The sequence below is a fragment of the Sandaracinobacteroides saxicola genome (genome assembly GCF_014117445.1).
Lineage (GTDB): Bacteria > Pseudomonadota > Alphaproteobacteria > Sphingomonadales > Sphingomonadaceae > Sandaracinobacteroides_A > Sandaracinobacteroides_A saxicola.
In genome coordinates, this window is record NZ_CP059851.1 from 1,096,919 (window position 1) to 1,110,015 (window position 13,097).

The window sequence follows — 13,097 nt, forward strand, 5'->3', positions numbered from 1 at the left end:
TGTGACAGCGCTACCGCAGCCGGGCGAGCGGGGTGAGGTTGTCGGAGAGGGTGACGCCATAGGCCGGGCCGAGGGCCTCGGGGGTCAGGACGGCGGTGGCGGGGCCGTGGGCGGCGATGCGGCCAGCACGCATCAAGAGCACGTCGTCAGCGATGCGGGCGGCCTGGGCGAGATCATGCAGGACGAGGACGACGCCGGTGCCGGCGTCCGCGCTGGCGCGCAGGTGACCCAGGATGTCCAGCGCATGGGCGGGATCGAGGCTGGCGAGCGGTTCGTCGGCGAGCAGCCAGCGGGGTTGTCCGGCGAGCACGCGGGCGAGGAGGACGCGCGCCCGCTCGCCGCCGGACAGGTTCAGCGCCGGGCGGGCGGCGAGGTGGGCGGTATCGGTGGCGGCGAGCGCGGCGGCGATGGCGGCATGGTCGGCGGCAGTGAGGCCGAAACGGCCGGCGTGGGGCAGGCGGCCCAGCGCCACCAGTGCCGCGACGCTGATGTTCCAGTGGAGTTCGGCGACCTGGGGGAGGAGGCCGATGCGGCGGGCACGATCCCGCGGGCCGAGGCTTGAGATCGGCTGGTCGTCGAGGGTGAGACGGCCGCTGGTGGGGGGCGTGAGGCCGGCGAGGCAGGCGAGCAGGCTGCTTTTGCCGGCGCCGTTGGGGCCGAGGATGACGGTGATGCGGCCGGGGGTGAAAGCGGCGGTGAGACCGTGCAGCACCGGGGTGCCGCCGAGGTTGAGGTGTAGCTTGTGCGCGGTGAGCATCAGGCGAGGCTCCGCCGCAGGCGCCACAGGAGCGCGAGGAAGAAGGGCGCGCCGAGGAGCGACATGGCGACGCCGAGGCGGAGTTCGGCGACGGTCGGGAGCGCGCGGACCGCGGTGTCGGCGAGCAGCAGCAGCAGCGCCCCGGCGAGCGCCGAAGGCAGGAGGATGGCGGAGGGGCGCTCGCCCATGAGCGGGCGGACGAGGTGGGGCACCACCAGCCCGACGAAGCCGATGATGCCGGCGGCGGCGACCGAGGCGCCGACGCAGAGCCCGACGCCGAGAATGACGAGGCTTTGCAGGCGGGCCATGTCGGTGCCGAGCGAGCGGGCGACCGATTCCCCAAGGGTGAGCGCGTCGAGGCCGCGGGCGGTGAGGGCGAGGATCGCCATGCCGAGCGCGAGCAGGGGGAGGGTGAGGCGGACATCATTCCAGCTGCGGTCGGTCAGGGCGCCGATCAGCCAGGTGACGATTTCGGTGGTGGCAAAGGGGGTGGGGGCGAGGCTGATGAGAAGGGTGGTGAGCGCGCCGGTGAGGCTGGAGAGGATGAGGCCGGCCAGGGTGAAGAGGATCAGGCTTGAATGGCGGCCGGCGATGAGGGTGAGGGCGGCCATGCCGAGCGCGGCGCCGGCGAGGGCCGCAAAGGGCAGGGCGGCGGCGCCGAGGGCCAAGAACAGGGTGGCGACCGCGCCCAGTGCCGCGCTGCTGGACACGCCGAACAGGCCGGGGTCGGCGAGCGGGTTGCGCAGATAGCCCTGCATCACGGCACCCGAGAGGCCGAGCGCGGCGCCGATGGCGGCGGCGAGCAGGGTGCGGGGCAGGCGGAGTTCGAGGATGATAAGGCTGGCGGTGGGGTTGGTGAGCCAGTCGGCGGGGGGCAGCCAGACCTTGCCGGTGAGCAGCGAGAGGGCGAGCGCCGTGGGGAGGGCAAGTGCGAGGAGGAGGGGCAGGCGGGTCATGCCCGCGCGGCTTTCAACGCCGCGAGCGCGGGGATGATGTTGGGGCCGCCGCATTGCAGCAGGCGGCTGGGGAACGGCGCGCGGGGGAGGGAGCGCAGGACGGGGTGGTTCAGGCGGCGGTCGGCGGTGGTGGGGTCGGTGAGGAGCAGGGGGGGCGGGGCGGTGGCGATGGCTTCGAGCGTGGGGACATCCCAGGGTTTCGTGGTGAGGCGGCGGGCGGCGTTGCGGAAGCCGGCAAGGGTGAGCAGCTCGTCCGCCAGCGTGCCGGGGCCGGGGGTGAGGCCGCCGGATTGCAGGATCAGGGCGTCGGCATGGCGGGTGGCGCGGGTGGCGCGGCTTTGCGCGATGGCGGCGTCGATGCGGGCGTTGAGGGCCGCGCCACGATCCGCGTGGCCGGTCAGGCGGGAGACCTCGATGATCTGTGTTTTGCTGGCGGCGATGCTGTCGGGAACGGGGAGTTTGACGAGGCGGATGTTGAGGCGTTGCAGTGCAGAGATGGTCTGGGGTGCCACATGCGGCCCGGCGAGCACGAGGGTGGGGCGGCGGGCGATGACCTCTTCGGCGGTGCCGCTGGTGATGGGGAAACGGTTGGCCCAGGCGAGGGGGACGGAGGTGGCGCGGGGGTCCTGCGAATAGTGGCTGATGGCGGAAAGCTGGGCCGGGTCGGCGACGTGCATCAGGATGGCATCGAGGCAGGGGTTGATGGAGACGATGCGCTGGGGTGCCGCAGCCAGGGGGCCGCAGCACAGCAGGAGTGCAGGTATGAAATACCGTTTCACAGGCGGAGCCTGATGCCGGCATAGGCGGCCCGCCCGGGGGTGCCATATTGGAAGGCGGTCTCGTAGCGTTCGTTGAACAGGTTCTCGATACGGGCGAAGAGGGCGAACTGGTCGGTCAGCGGCAGGCTGGCGCGAAGGTCGACGAGGGTGTAGCCTTCGAGGCGACGGCTGTTCGACGCATTGTCAAAGCTGGACCCGACATGGGCGAGGGTGAGGCCGGTGTCGAGACCGAAGGGCCAGCGATAGTCGAGCGATGCGCTGGCGCTGTGGCGGGCGCGGCGGGGCAGGATGAGGCCGGAGTCACGGTTGCGGGCGTTGACTAGGCTGTAGCCGGCGGACAGCCGCAGCGCCGGCGTGGGCGTGGCGTTCAGCGCCAGTTCGAGGCCGGTGGCGCGGGAGCGGCGGATATTGTCGTAGGTGCCGAAGGGGCGGTTGAGGCAGATCGGCGAGGGGTTGGCGAAGCAGCCGATGAAATCGATCTGATTCTTCGTGTCGCGCTGGAAGGCGGTGGCCGACAGGGTCAGCGTGCGGTCGATCAGGCTCTGCGTGATGCCGGCGTCGAAACTGCGGGCGGTTTCGGGTTGCAGCCGGACGTTGCCGAAATCGCTGAACAGTTGGAACAGGCTGGGGGCCTTGAAGCCTTCGCCATAGCTGGCGCGCAGGATGGTGGCACCGTCGTTCAGGCTGAGGGCGCCGTTGGCGGCAACGCTGGTGTTGCCGCCGAAGCGGTCGTGATCGTCGTGGCGCAGGCCGGCGTTCAGGGTGAGGCCGGGGAGCGGCGTGGCGCTGAGCTGGGCATAGATGCTGTCCAACCGGGCGCGGGCGGTGGCGGCGGGGCCGCCGAAGCTGCTGGTGCGAAGCCTGGAGGTTTCGCGCTCGACACCGAAATCGGCGCGCAGCGTGTCGGTGAGGGTGAAGCTGCCCTGATAGTCGAGGCGGATGTTGCGGCCGAGGCCATCGAAGGTCGTAAAGCCGTTGCCGTCGTCGGTGAGGCGCTTGGTGCTGGTGAGGGCGTAGCCGAGGCGGTTTTGCAGCCGGCCGTCGAACAGCGCGGCATTGACGCCGGCGTACAGGACGGTTTCGCGGGTGCGGGTCTGGTCGAGCGTATCGGCGAGCGTGAAGTCGGGCGGCGGGAAACCGTCCTGCCGGGTGCGGCTGTTGGCGTGCCAGCCGCGCAGGTCGAGCGAGATGGCGTCGCCGAGGGCGAGGTTGAGACGGCCGTTTGTCGTCCAGGTCCGGAAGCCATCGCGCTCCTTGCCTCCGCGGGCTTCGCTGAAGGCGGAGATGCCGTCCGTGGTGAACCAGCCGCCGCCGAGGCTGGCGGAAAGGGGCCCGGCCTTGCCGGAGACATTGCCGGAGAGGCGGCCGGTGTCGCGCCAGCCGGCTTCGGCCTCGGCATCGAGGCGGGGCGTTTCGGTGGGGGCGCGGGTGATGAAGTTGATGACGCCGCCGATCGCTTGGCTGCCCCAGAGCACCGACTGCGAGCCGCGAACCACCTCGATGCGGTCAAGGTTGGTGGTGGTGAGGTTGCCGAAGTTGAAGCCGCCGCCGGGCGCGGCGGGGTCGTTCAATTTGATGCCGTCGATGAGGGCAACGGTCTGGTCGCTTTCGGCGCCGCGGATGGTGACGGTGGCGACGCCGCCGGGACCGCCGGTGCGGGAGAAGCGGACGCTGGGGACGTCGCGCAGCAGGTCGACGACGGCGGGGGTCTGGCGAGTTTCGAGGGTGGCGCGGTCGATGACGCTGACCGACTGGCCGATGCGCTGGATGGGTGTTTCAGCGCGGGTGGCGGTGACAACAATGCTTTGGGCGATGGTGCCGCTGTCGGTCTCGGCGAGCGCCGGGGTTGTCAGCAGGGTGGCCAGCAGGGCGGCGGGGAGCAGGATGTTTTTCGGCATGAGTCTTCCCTTCGTGTCCAAAGGGGTCATGCGAGCTGGCGGGATTGCCATTCGTCACGACCCGGTCGTCACGAAAGGCGAGCAGCCCTGTGGGGCTGGCCCTCGTTACGCGCGGCACACCCCGACCGTGCGAGCAACGACAGCGCCGGGCAGGTCTCCTGGCTCGCGGGTCATCACGGGTGCGCCGCCTTCCCAGGCCGAGGCCCAGTGGCAATTGGCGCGCCCATTCGCCGCTCACAGTTGCGGGGACAGCGCCGGTCTCGAATGGAATTCGTTCCGGCTTCCCTTTTGATCCCCTCGCGGGGAACCTGGCGCTGCCCTATGTTATCCCGGGGCGAGGATGCTGGCAAGCGTGCGGATGCTGGCGGCGTGGCGGGCGCCGAGCGCGGCGACATCGTCGAGATAGCCGCCGCCCAATGTGCTGGCGAGCGGGATGCCGGCAGCCTTCGCGGCGGTCGCCACCAGCCGATCGCGGGCGGCGAGGCCCTCCTCGGTCAGCGCCAGCCGGCCGAGGCGGTCGGTGACGTGGGGGTCGACGCCGGCCTGGTAGAGGATGAGGTCGGGGCGCGGGGTGAGGAGGGGCGGCAGTTCGGCGGCGAGGGTGGCGACATAGGCATCGTCGCCGGTGCCGTCGGGGAGTGCCACGTCCCGGCTGGAGCGGGCCTTTCGCGCGGGGAAGTTGCGGGCGGCGTGCATCGAGAAGGTGGTAACGCGAGGGTTGCCGGCGAGGCAGATGGCGGTGCCATCGCCCTGGTGCACGTCGAGGTCGATGATGAGCAGGTGGCGGACGTCGGTCTCGGTGAGCAGTCGGGTGGCGGTGACGGCGAGGTCGTTGAAGACGCAGTAGCCGGCGCCCGTGTCGGGCAGGGCGTGGTGGCTGCCGCCGGCGGCGTTGGCGGCGAACCCCGTCTCGAGCGCGGTGAGCGCGGCGAGCCAGGTGCCGCCGACCGACAGTTGCGCGCGCAGGCTGACCGGCGGCGTGACGGGAAAGCCGATGCGGCGTTCGATGGCGGACGGCACGGCGGCGGCGAGGACGGCGGCGACATAGGCCGGGTCGTGCACGGCCTCCAGCCAGCGGCGGGGCATGGGTTCGGGGGTGAGGAGGCGGGGGGTGTCCGGCGCGAGGGCGTTGAAGGTGGCGGTATATTTGCTCATCGGGAAGCGGCTGTGGGCGGGGAGCGGCGGGCTGTAGCCGGGGTGCCAGACGAGCGGGAACATGCGGCCGATGTAGGCGAGTCGCGGCGGAAATGCCCCCATCTTTCCGCTTGGCAGCGGCGGGGGGTGGGGGTATAGGCGCGCCTTCTTGCCGCGTTCCTCGATAGCTCAGCGGTAGAGCATCCGACTGTTAATCGGACGGTCGTAGGTTCGAATCCTACTCGAGGAGCCATTATTCTTGCCGGCTGCGCCGGAGAAGGCGGCGGACTCCCGCCGGCGCGCGGTCGCGCTTGCGGCCTTCGGAAATTCTTTGTTGACCGGCTGACGCCGGAGAAGGCGGCGCACTCGCGCCGGCGCGCGGTCGCGCTTGCGGCCTTCGGCCGTTGGCGCATGTGCCCGATGAGTGGGTCTAATCCGGGGCCAGGCCGACGCCTTTCAGGAGGATGCTGCCTTCGAGAATTGTCAGCAGTTTCAGCGCGTCCGTATCGGGATCGGGGCTGTCGAGCTGGGCGCGGCCCCAGGCGAGGAAGCCGTGGGCGATGGGGGTGGCAAGCGGGCGGAGCAGCGGGTCGCCGCGGGCGGCGAGCGCGGCGATTTCCAGCCAGAGCTGCATGTAGGGCCAGGCGGCGTCGGACAGCAGCACGGTGCGCAGGCGCGGCAGCAGCAGGTCGAAGGGCAGCGGCTGGGGGCCGGCCTGGGCGGCGAGCAGCGCGGTCATGCGGGTGGCGACCACGGTGAGGGCGGCGCCGAGGGCATCGGCCTTGTCGGTGAAATAATAGAGCAGCATGCGGTCGGACAGGCCGGCGGCGGCGGCCAGCGGCCGCAGGCTGGCGGCGCCGAGGCCCTGGGCGAGGAGATGATCGGCGAGCGCGTTGGCGAGGACGGCCCGGCGGTCATCATTCTTGCTCATCGGGGGGCCTTTCGGGCGGGAGATTTGCACAGCCGGCGGCGGCGGGGAAGGGGCGGGCTTGGGCGGCGGCGGCAGCTGGGCTATGCCGGCGCGGCAGGAGAGATGCGATGCTGTGGCGTGTGGCGGTGGGTTTGCTGTTGTTGGGGGCGCTGAGCGGGTGCGTGGTGCGGACGGCGGCGAAGGTGGTGACCTTGCCGGTGAAGGTAGTGGCCGCGGGCGTGGATGCGGTGACGACGAGCCAGTCCGAGGCGGACGAGAAGCGTGGCCGGGAGCTGCGCGAGGCGGAGGAGCGCGCCGAGAAGGAGCGCCGGAAGGCGGAGAAGGCGCAGCGCAAGGCGGAGCGCGAGGCGGCGCGGAACGGGCCGTCCTGAGGCCATTGACCGCGGCCGCCGGGGTGCGCATGGGGCGGCGATGATCACGATGTATGGCATCCCGAATTGCGACACGGTGAAGAAGGCCCGGGCGGCGCTGGATGCGGCCGGCGTGCCCCATCGCTTTCATGACTATAGGAAGGCCGGCATCGATGCGGCACGGCTGCGGGGCTGGGTGGACGTGCTGGGCTGGGAGGCGGTGCTGAACCGGGCGGGGACGACGTTCAGGAAGCTGGACGCCGCCGCGCGCGAAGGGCTGGATGCGGATAGGGCCGTAGCGTTGATGCTGGCGCAGCCGTCGATGATCAAGCGGCCGATCGTGGAGGCGGGCGGGCGGCTGATTCTGGGCTATCGGCCGGGCGTTTATGAGGGGCTGGCATGAGGCGGCTGATATCCTCCGGCAATCCGCTGGAGGCGGCGGTCGGCTATAGCCGGGCGGTGGTGCAGGGCGACTGGTGTTTCGTGGCCGGCACCACGGGCCGCGATCCGGCGACGGGCGTGGTGCCGGGCGATGCGGCGGCGCAGGCGCGCGTGGCGCTGGGCATCATCGGCCGGGCGCTGGACGACGGCGGGTTCGGACTCGGCGACGTCGTGCGGCTGACGGTCTATGTGACGGACGTGGCGTTCGTGGACGCGGTGGGCGCGGTGCTGGGCGAAAGCTTTGGTGCCATCCGGCCGGCGGCGACGATGGTGGTGGTGGCGGCGCTGTGGGTGGAGATCGAGGCGACGGCGTATCGCGGTTGACCGTCCGCGCGGGCTGTCGCACATCCAAGGCATGACTCCCGAGCTTGTCGCCCTGATGGCCGGACAGCGCGCCTATTATGCCGCGCGCGCCCCGACCTATGACGATTGGTGGCAGCGCAATGGCATTTATGACGAGGGGGATGGACGCAACGCGGCCTGGACTGCGGATGTCGAGGCGCTGCAAGCCTGGCTCGGATCGCAGGGCCGTCTGGGACGGTGCATCGAATTGGCCGGGGGCACGGGGCTGTGGACGACGAGGCTGGGACGGCAAGCGGATGAATTGCTGGTGGTCGATGCCTCGCGGGAAGTCCTGACGCTGAACCGGGCCCGTGGCCATCCACCGCATGTTCGTTTCCGTCAGGCCGACATCTTCGCCCTTGAACCATTGCAGCAGTTCGACACGGTGTTTTTCGGTTTCTGGCTGAACCACGTGCCGAACAGCCTGCGGGCACGCTTCTGGGCGCTGGTGCGCGGTCTGCTGCGGCCGGGCGGGCGGGCGCTGTTCGTGGATTCGGCGGCAGCGAGCACGATCTGGCGGTTTGATGAAAGCATCGACCGGCAGGGCGATCGCATCCAGCAGCGCGAGTTGGACGGTGCTGTTTTTGGCGTCGTGAAGCAGCCGCTGGCGCCCGATGACGTGCGACAATGGCTTTGTGCGGAAGGCTGGTGGGCCGATGTGGCGCAGACGAACGAGTTTTTCATCCACGGCCGATGCGAGCCGGCAGCGGTGGAGGTCGTTGCGCTGACGTGCACGTGCGACATTGCCCCTGTTCAGTTCGAAGGGCGCACGCGTGATGACCGCCCGCTCTACATCCGCCAGCATGAGGGACCGGCAACCGTGTGCATTGGCCGACCCCGCGAGACGATGGCCGCCGCGGTGCAAGGCGATCCGCAGTTTCTGGTGCCGTTGCTGGCGCAGGATGATGCGCGGAATATGCTTGATGATATCGCGCGCTGGTGCGACCTGACGCTTCCTGATCACATCGCGGGGCTTTGACTGTGTCCACGACCTTCACGCTTGATACCGCGACGTCGCGCGCGCATCCGGTGCCGGAGCCCGTCCGGCGGTTGACGGTGCCGGCGATCCAGCGCCGGAAGGCGGGCGGGGTGACGGCGGAGCCGGTGGTGATGCTAACGGCCTATACCGCGCGGATGGCGCAGCTGCTGGATCCGGTCTGTGACATGCTGTTGGTGGGGGATTCGCTGGGGCAGGTGATCTATGGCCTGGACACGACCGTCCGGGTGACGCTGGACATGATGTGCGCGCATGGCGCGGCGGTGGTGCGGGGGAGTTACAAGAGCGTGGTGGTGATCGACATGCCGTTCGGCAGCTATGAGGCGAGCCCGGAGGCGGCATTCCTGAGCGCGGCGCGGGTGATGAAGGAGACGGGGGCGGCGGCGGTGAAGCTGGAGGGCGGGGAGGCGATGGCGCCGACGATCGCCTTTCTGGTGGCGCGGGGCATCCCGGTGGTGGGGCATGTGGGGCTGACGCCGCAGGCGGTGAACGCGCTGGGCGGCTATGGCGCGCGGGGGAAATCGGCGGCGGAAGCGGCAAAGATCGCGGCGGACGCGCGGGCGGTTTCGGATGCCGGGGCGTTCGCGATGGTGATCGAGGGGGTGATGGAGCCGCTGGCGCGGGATATTACCGGGCAGGTGTCGGCAGTGACGATCGGCATCGGGGCCTCGCCGGCGTGCGATGGCCAGGTGCTGGTGCTGGACGACATGCTGGGGATGTTCGAGCGGGTGCCGCGCTTTGTGCGGCGGTTCGATGATCTGGCGGGGCGGATCTCGGCGGCGGCGGAAAGCTATGCCGCCGCGGTGCGCGAGCGGAGCTTTCCCGCCGATGCCGAGCTGTATGGCGTTCAGCGGGCCGACAGCAAGCCTGCGTAAGGCTGGCATTTGCAGGTTCGCGCGGCTAAGGCGGCGGGCTACACGGTTCAGGAACGAGATTTGGCCAGCAAACCCCCCGCAAGCGACCCCCGCGACGATGCCTTCATCCGCGAGGTGGACGAGGAATATCGGCGCGACGAGGTGAACAAGCTGTTCGCGCGCTGGGGCCGGCCGGTGCTGCTGGCGCTGATCGTGGCACTGGCGGCCTTCGGTGGCTATCTGTTCTGGCGGTCGGAGCAGGCGAAGGCGCGGGCGGAAGCGGGTGAGGCCTATCTGGCAGCGCTGAACAAGCTGGACAGCGGCGGATCGACCGAGGCGGTTGCATCGCTGGCGGCGCTGTCGAAGAGCGATACGCCGGGATACCGGGCGCTGGCGCTGCTGGCGCAGGCGGCGGTGGCGGCGCGCGGCGGCGATGTGCCGAAGGCGCTGGGGCTGTATCGCGCGGTGGCGGACGATGCGACGCTGGATCCGCCTTTCCGCGACCTCGCGAAGGTGAAGGCAGTGCGGCTGGAGTTCGACAGCCTACCGCCGGCGCAGGTGGTGGCGCGGCTGAAACCCTATGTGCAGCCGGACAATCCCTGGTTCGCGGTGGCGGCGGAGATGACGGCGCTGGCGCATCTGAAGGCCGGGGAGGCGAAGCTGGCGGGGCCGCTGTTCCTGCAGGTGGCGGCGGACAGGATGGCGCCGCCCTCCGCGCGGGCGCGGGCGGAGCAGATGGCGGCGATGCTGGGGCAGGACACGACAAAGCTGTTGCCGGAATCGTCGTCGACCTCTGCGACGAAGGGCTGAGGATGCGCAGAACTCTCCTTGTGATGGCGGCGGCATCGATGCTGGTGACGAGCTGCGGCATTTTTCGCGGCGGCAAGACGAAGCAGCGGACGCTGGGTGACCGGGTTTCGGTGCTGAATTTCGAGCAGCAGGTGCGGGCCGAGCCTGAGCTGAAGGATTTGCAGGTGGTGCTGCCGCCGCCGGCGGACAATGCCGCCTGGACGCAGCCCGGGGGCGCGCCGGCGAAGACGCTGGGGCATCTGGCGCTGGGGGATACGCTGCGCGAGGCCTGGCAGGTCTCGGTGGGGCGGGGCAGTGACGGTACGCGGCGGCTGAACGCCACGCCGGTGGTGGCCGACGGCCGGCTGTTCGTGATGGATGTGGAATCGACCGTTCGCGCGTTCGACGCCAGGAGCGGCCGGGCGCTGTGGAGCGCCAGCCTGCGGGTGAAGGGCGAGGATGTGCGCGCGGCGTTCGGCGGCGGCGTGAGCGTGGGCGAGGGGCGCGTTTATGCCACCAACGGCTTTGGCCAGGTGGCGGCGTTCGAAGCGGCGAGCGGCAAGCAGCTGTGGCTGCGGCAGTTGCCGGTGCCGCTGCGCGCGGCGCCGACGGTGGCGGACAACCGGCTTTATGTGATGAGCCAGGACAACCAGTTGCAGGCGCTGGATGCGGCAACGGGCGAATCGCAGTGGGAAGCCAATGCGACGGTGGAGCCGGCAAGCATCCTGGGGCCGGGGGCGCCGGCGGTGGCGCAGGATACCGTGGTGGCGGGGTTCAGCAGCGGTGAGCTGTTCGCGCTGCGGGTGGAGAATGGCCGCACCGTGTGGCAGGACCAGCTGGCGCGGACCGGGCGGACGACGGCGCTGGCGGCGCTGGCCGACATCGCGGCCTCGCCGGTGATCGACCGGGGCCGGGTGTTCGCCATCGGCCATGGCGGCCGAATGGTGGCGCTGGAGCTGGCGACGGGGCAGCGGGTGTGGGAGCGGAGTTTCGCCGGCACCAGCACGCCGTTCGTGGCCGGCGAGTTCGTGTTCGCCGTGACGGTGGACGGCGAGGTGGTGGCGATGACACGCGGCGAGGGGAAGATCCGCTGGGTGACGCGGCTGCCGCGCTGGGACAATCCGGAGAAGAAATCGGGCGCGATCGAGTGGTTCGGGCCGGTGCTGGCGAGCGACCGGCTGATCCTGGCGAGCAGCAGCAAGAGGCTGGTGACGATGAGCCCCTATACCGGCGCGCTGATATCCGAGGTGAGGCTGGGGGCGCCGGCCTATCTGCCGCCGATCGTCGCCGACCGGACGCTGTTCGTGCTGACGGATGACGGCAAGCTGACGGCGTTTAGATGACGTCGCCCATTCAGCAAAAGTGGGCACCGGTTTTGCGCCCGGAATGGGCGGTACAATGAGTCCCTTGCCTGCCGTTGTCATCCTGGGGCGGCCGAATGTGGGGAAATCGACGCTGTTCAACCGCCTGATCGGCAAGCGGCTGGCGCTGGTGGATGACCAGCCGGGCGTGACCCGCGACCGGCGCGAGGGCGAGGCCCAGCTGTTCGACCTGAAGTTCCGCATCGTGGATACCGCCGGGCTGGAGGAGGCCGAGGCTGAAAGCCTGAGCGGCCGGATGCGGGCGCAGACGGAGGCGGCGCTGGAGGGGGCGGCGGCGGCGCTGTTCGTGGTGGATGCGCGCGCCGGGCTGACCGAGGGGGACCGGCATTTCGCGCGCTGGCTGCGGCAGCAGGGTCGGGTGCCGATCGTGCTGGTTGCCAACAAGGCGGAAGGGGTGGTGGGGACCGAGGGCGCGATGGAAGCCTATGCGCTGGGGCTGGGCGATCCGGTGCTGTTCAGTGCCGAGCATGGCGAGGGGCTGGCCGACCTGTTCGAGGCGTTGCAGCCGATCCTGGATCCCCTGCAACCCGATGAGGTGCAGGAGGATGACGGCGAGGATGAGGAGACGAAGGCGCAGCGGGCCGAGGCGGCGCCGTTGCAGCTGGCGATCGTCGGCCGGCCCAATGCCGGCAAATCGACGCTGATCAACCGGCTGCTGTCGGAGGAGCGGCTGGTGACCGGGCCGGAGGCGGGGATCACGCGGGACAGCATCGCCATCGACTGGGCGTGGCAGGGCCGTCCGGTGAAGCTGATCGATACCGCCGGGATGCGGCGCAATGCGCGGGTGCAGGACAGGCTGGAGAAGATGTCGGTCGCCGATACCCGGCGGGCGATCGATTTCGCCGAGGTGGTGGTGATCCTGCTAGATGCGACGCTGGGGCTGGAGGCGCAGGATCTGCGCATCGCCGACCAGGTGTTGCAGGAGGGGCGGGCGCTGATCGTGGCGCTGAACAAGTGGGATGTCGCGGTTGACCAGTCGAAGCTGTTCAACGGGGTGAAGGCGGCGCTGGAGGATGGGCTTTCCCAGGTGAAGGGGGTGCCGCTGCTGACGGTGAGTGGCGCGACCGGCAAGGGCCTGGACATGCTGATGAAGGTGGCGTTCGAGACGCGCAGCGCCTGGACGCGGCGGGTGCCGACGGCGGCGCTGAACCGCTGGTTCGAGGCGGCGCTGGAGCGCAACCCGCCGCCGGCGGCGGGCGGCGTGCGGATCAAGATGCGCTACATCACGCAGGCGCGGTCGCGGCCGCCGACGTTCATCATCTTCGGCAACCGGCTGGATGACCTGCCGGACAGCTATGTGCGCTATCTGGTGAACTCGATGCGTGAAGATCTGGGGCTGGGGGGGCTGCCGATCCGGTTGAACTTGCGGAGCCGGAAGAATCCATTCGATTGAAAGCCTGTCTGCAAATCGCCCAGGCCGGGCTGCGAACGCCGATTCTCCGCGCTCCGGTGCTCACGTGCCTTGAGCACGCTGCGCTCTGGTGCTC

General features: G+C 70.2%; 14 protein-coding genes, 1 tRNA gene and 1 riboswitch. Of the genes, 9 read left to right on the top strand and 6 right to left on the bottom strand.

Annotation, left to right across the window (positions count from 1 at the left end):
• Positions 1-10 precede the first annotated feature (10 nt).
• From H3309_RS05505 to H3309_RS05525, 5 genes are all read right to left on the bottom strand, one after another.
• Positions 11-757, bottom strand: a complete 747-nt coding sequence (locus tag H3309_RS05505) for an ABC transporter ATP-binding protein (protein WP_182297751.1) — start codon at positions 755-757, stop codon at positions 11-13.
• A complete protein-coding gene (locus H3309_RS05510; protein ID WP_182297752.1) occupies positions 757-1,713 on the bottom strand; it encodes a FecCD family ABC transporter permease in 957 nt (318 codons plus the stop codon). The genes H3309_RS05505 and H3309_RS05510 overlap by 1 nt, the downstream gene beginning before the upstream one ends.
• Entirely contained in the window at positions 1,710-2,492 is a 783-nt protein-coding gene (locus tag H3309_RS05515; RefSeq protein ID WP_243453853.1) for an ABC transporter substrate-binding protein, read from the bottom strand. Before H3309_RS05515 ends, H3309_RS05510 begins: the two co-directional genes overlap by 4 nt.
• A complete protein-coding gene (locus H3309_RS05520; RefSeq protein ID WP_182297753.1) occupies positions 2,489-4,390 on the bottom strand; it encodes a TonB-dependent receptor plug domain-containing protein in 1,902 nt (633 codons plus the stop codon). Before H3309_RS05520 ends, H3309_RS05515 begins: the two co-directional genes overlap by 4 nt.
• A gap of 131 nt (positions 4,391-4,521) precedes the next feature.
• Positions 4,522-4,717, bottom strand: a riboswitch (cobalamin riboswitch).
• Positions 4,715-5,647, bottom strand: coding sequence for a histone deacetylase family protein (locus H3309_RS05525; protein ID WP_243453854.1), 933 nt, complete (start codon positions 5,645-5,647; stop codon positions 4,715-4,717). Its footprint overlaps the riboswitch before it by 3 nt.
• Before the next feature lie 55 nt (positions 5,648-5,702).
• On the opposite strand from H3309_RS05525, the gene H3309_RS05530 reads away from it, so the two are divergent.
• Positions 5,703-5,777: transfer RNA gene (locus H3309_RS05530), tRNA-Asn, on the top strand.
• 177 nt (positions 5,778-5,954) lie between these two features.
• Here the strand turns inward: H3309_RS05530 and H3309_RS05535 are convergent.
• A complete protein-coding gene (locus H3309_RS05535) occupies positions 5,955-6,455 on the bottom strand; it encodes a TetR/AcrR family transcriptional regulator (protein WP_182297754.1) in 501 nt (166 codons plus the stop codon).
• 107 nt (positions 6,456-6,562) lie between these two features.
• On the opposite strand from H3309_RS05535, the gene H3309_RS05540 reads away from it, so the two are divergent.
• From H3309_RS05540 to der, 8 genes are read left to right on the top strand one after another with little or no spacing between them, the layout of a single operon-like run.
• Entirely contained in the window at positions 6,563-6,826 is a 264-nt protein-coding gene (locus H3309_RS05540) for a hypothetical protein (RefSeq protein WP_182297755.1), read from the top strand.
• Between the two features lie 40 nt (positions 6,827-6,866).
• Positions 6,867-7,208: an ArsC family reductase gene (locus tag H3309_RS05545; RefSeq protein ID WP_182297756.1), complete on the top strand. Its 342-nt coding sequence runs from the start codon at positions 6,867-6,869 to the stop codon at positions 7,206-7,208.
• On the top strand, positions 7,205-7,570 hold the full coding sequence (locus tag H3309_RS05550; RefSeq protein ID WP_182297757.1) for a RidA family protein: 366 nt from the start codon (positions 7,205-7,207) through the stop codon (positions 7,568-7,570). The genes H3309_RS05545 and H3309_RS05550 overlap by 4 nt, the downstream gene beginning before the upstream one ends.
• A 31-nt stretch (positions 7,571-7,601) precedes the next feature.
• Positions 7,602-8,567 (top strand): class I SAM-dependent methyltransferase, encoded by a 966-nt coding sequence (locus tag H3309_RS05555; RefSeq protein ID WP_182297758.1) that lies wholly within the window; start codon positions 7,602-7,604, stop codon positions 8,565-8,567.
• A 2-nt stretch (positions 8,568-8,569) separates the two neighbouring features.
• Positions 8,570-9,460 (top strand): 3-methyl-2-oxobutanoate hydroxymethyltransferase, encoded by an 891-nt coding sequence (gene panB / locus H3309_RS05560; protein WP_182297759.1) that lies wholly within the window; start codon positions 8,570-8,572, stop codon positions 9,458-9,460.
• Between the two features lie 60 nt (positions 9,461-9,520).
• Complete coding sequence (locus tag H3309_RS17645) at positions 9,521-10,249, top strand: tetratricopeptide repeat protein (protein ID WP_182297760.1); 729 nt, start codon at positions 9,521-9,523, stop codon at positions 10,247-10,249.
• A 2-nt stretch (positions 10,250-10,251) separates the two neighbouring features.
• On the top strand, positions 10,252-11,571 hold the full coding sequence (locus H3309_RS05570) for an outer membrane protein assembly factor BamB family protein (RefSeq protein WP_182297761.1): 1,320 nt from the start codon (positions 10,252-10,254) through the stop codon (positions 11,569-11,571).
• A gap of 55 nt (positions 11,572-11,626) precedes the next feature.
• Complete coding sequence (gene der / locus H3309_RS05575) at positions 11,627-13,003, top strand: ribosome biogenesis GTPase Der (protein ID WP_182297762.1); 1,377 nt, start codon at positions 11,627-11,629, stop codon at positions 13,001-13,003.
• Positions 13,004-13,097: the final 94 nt, after the last annotated feature.

Coding starts and splice junctions, on each gene's coding strand:
- H3309_RS05505 (WP_182297751.1), bottom strand. CDS start 757: ATGCTCACCGCGCACAAGCTACACCTCAACCTCGGCGGCACCCCGGTG.
- H3309_RS05510 (WP_182297752.1), bottom strand. CDS start 1,713: ATGACCCGCCTGCCCCTCCTCCTCGCACTTGCCCTCCCCACGGCGCTC.
- H3309_RS05520 (WP_182297753.1), bottom strand. CDS start 4,390: ATGCCGAAAAACATCCTGCTCCCCGCCGCCCTGCTGGCCACCCTGCTG.
- H3309_RS05525 (WP_243453854.1), bottom strand. CDS start 5,647: ATGGGGGCATTTCCGCCGCGACTCGCCTACATCGGCCGCATGTTCCCG.
- H3309_RS05535 (WP_182297754.1), bottom strand. CDS start 6,455: ATGAGCAAGAATGATGACCGCCGGGCCGTCCTCGCCAACGCGCTCGCC.
- H3309_RS05540 (WP_182297755.1), top strand. CDS start 6,563: ATGCTGTGGCGTGTGGCGGTGGGTTTGCTGTTGTTGGGGGCGCTGAGC.
- H3309_RS05545 (WP_182297756.1), top strand. CDS start 6,867: ATGATCACGATGTATGGCATCCCGAATTGCGACACGGTGAAGAAGGCC.
- H3309_RS05550 (WP_182297757.1), top strand. CDS start 7,205: ATGAGGCGGCTGATATCCTCCGGCAATCCGCTGGAGGCGGCGGTCGGC.
- H3309_RS05555 (WP_182297758.1), top strand. CDS start 7,602: ATGACTCCCGAGCTTGTCGCCCTGATGGCCGGACAGCGCGCCTATTAT.
- H3309_RS05570 (WP_182297761.1), top strand. CDS start 10,252: ATGCGCAGAACTCTCCTTGTGATGGCGGCGGCATCGATGCTGGTGACG.
- der (WP_182297762.1), top strand. CDS start 11,627: ATGAGTCCCTTGCCTGCCGTTGTCATCCTGGGGCGGCCGAATGTGGGG.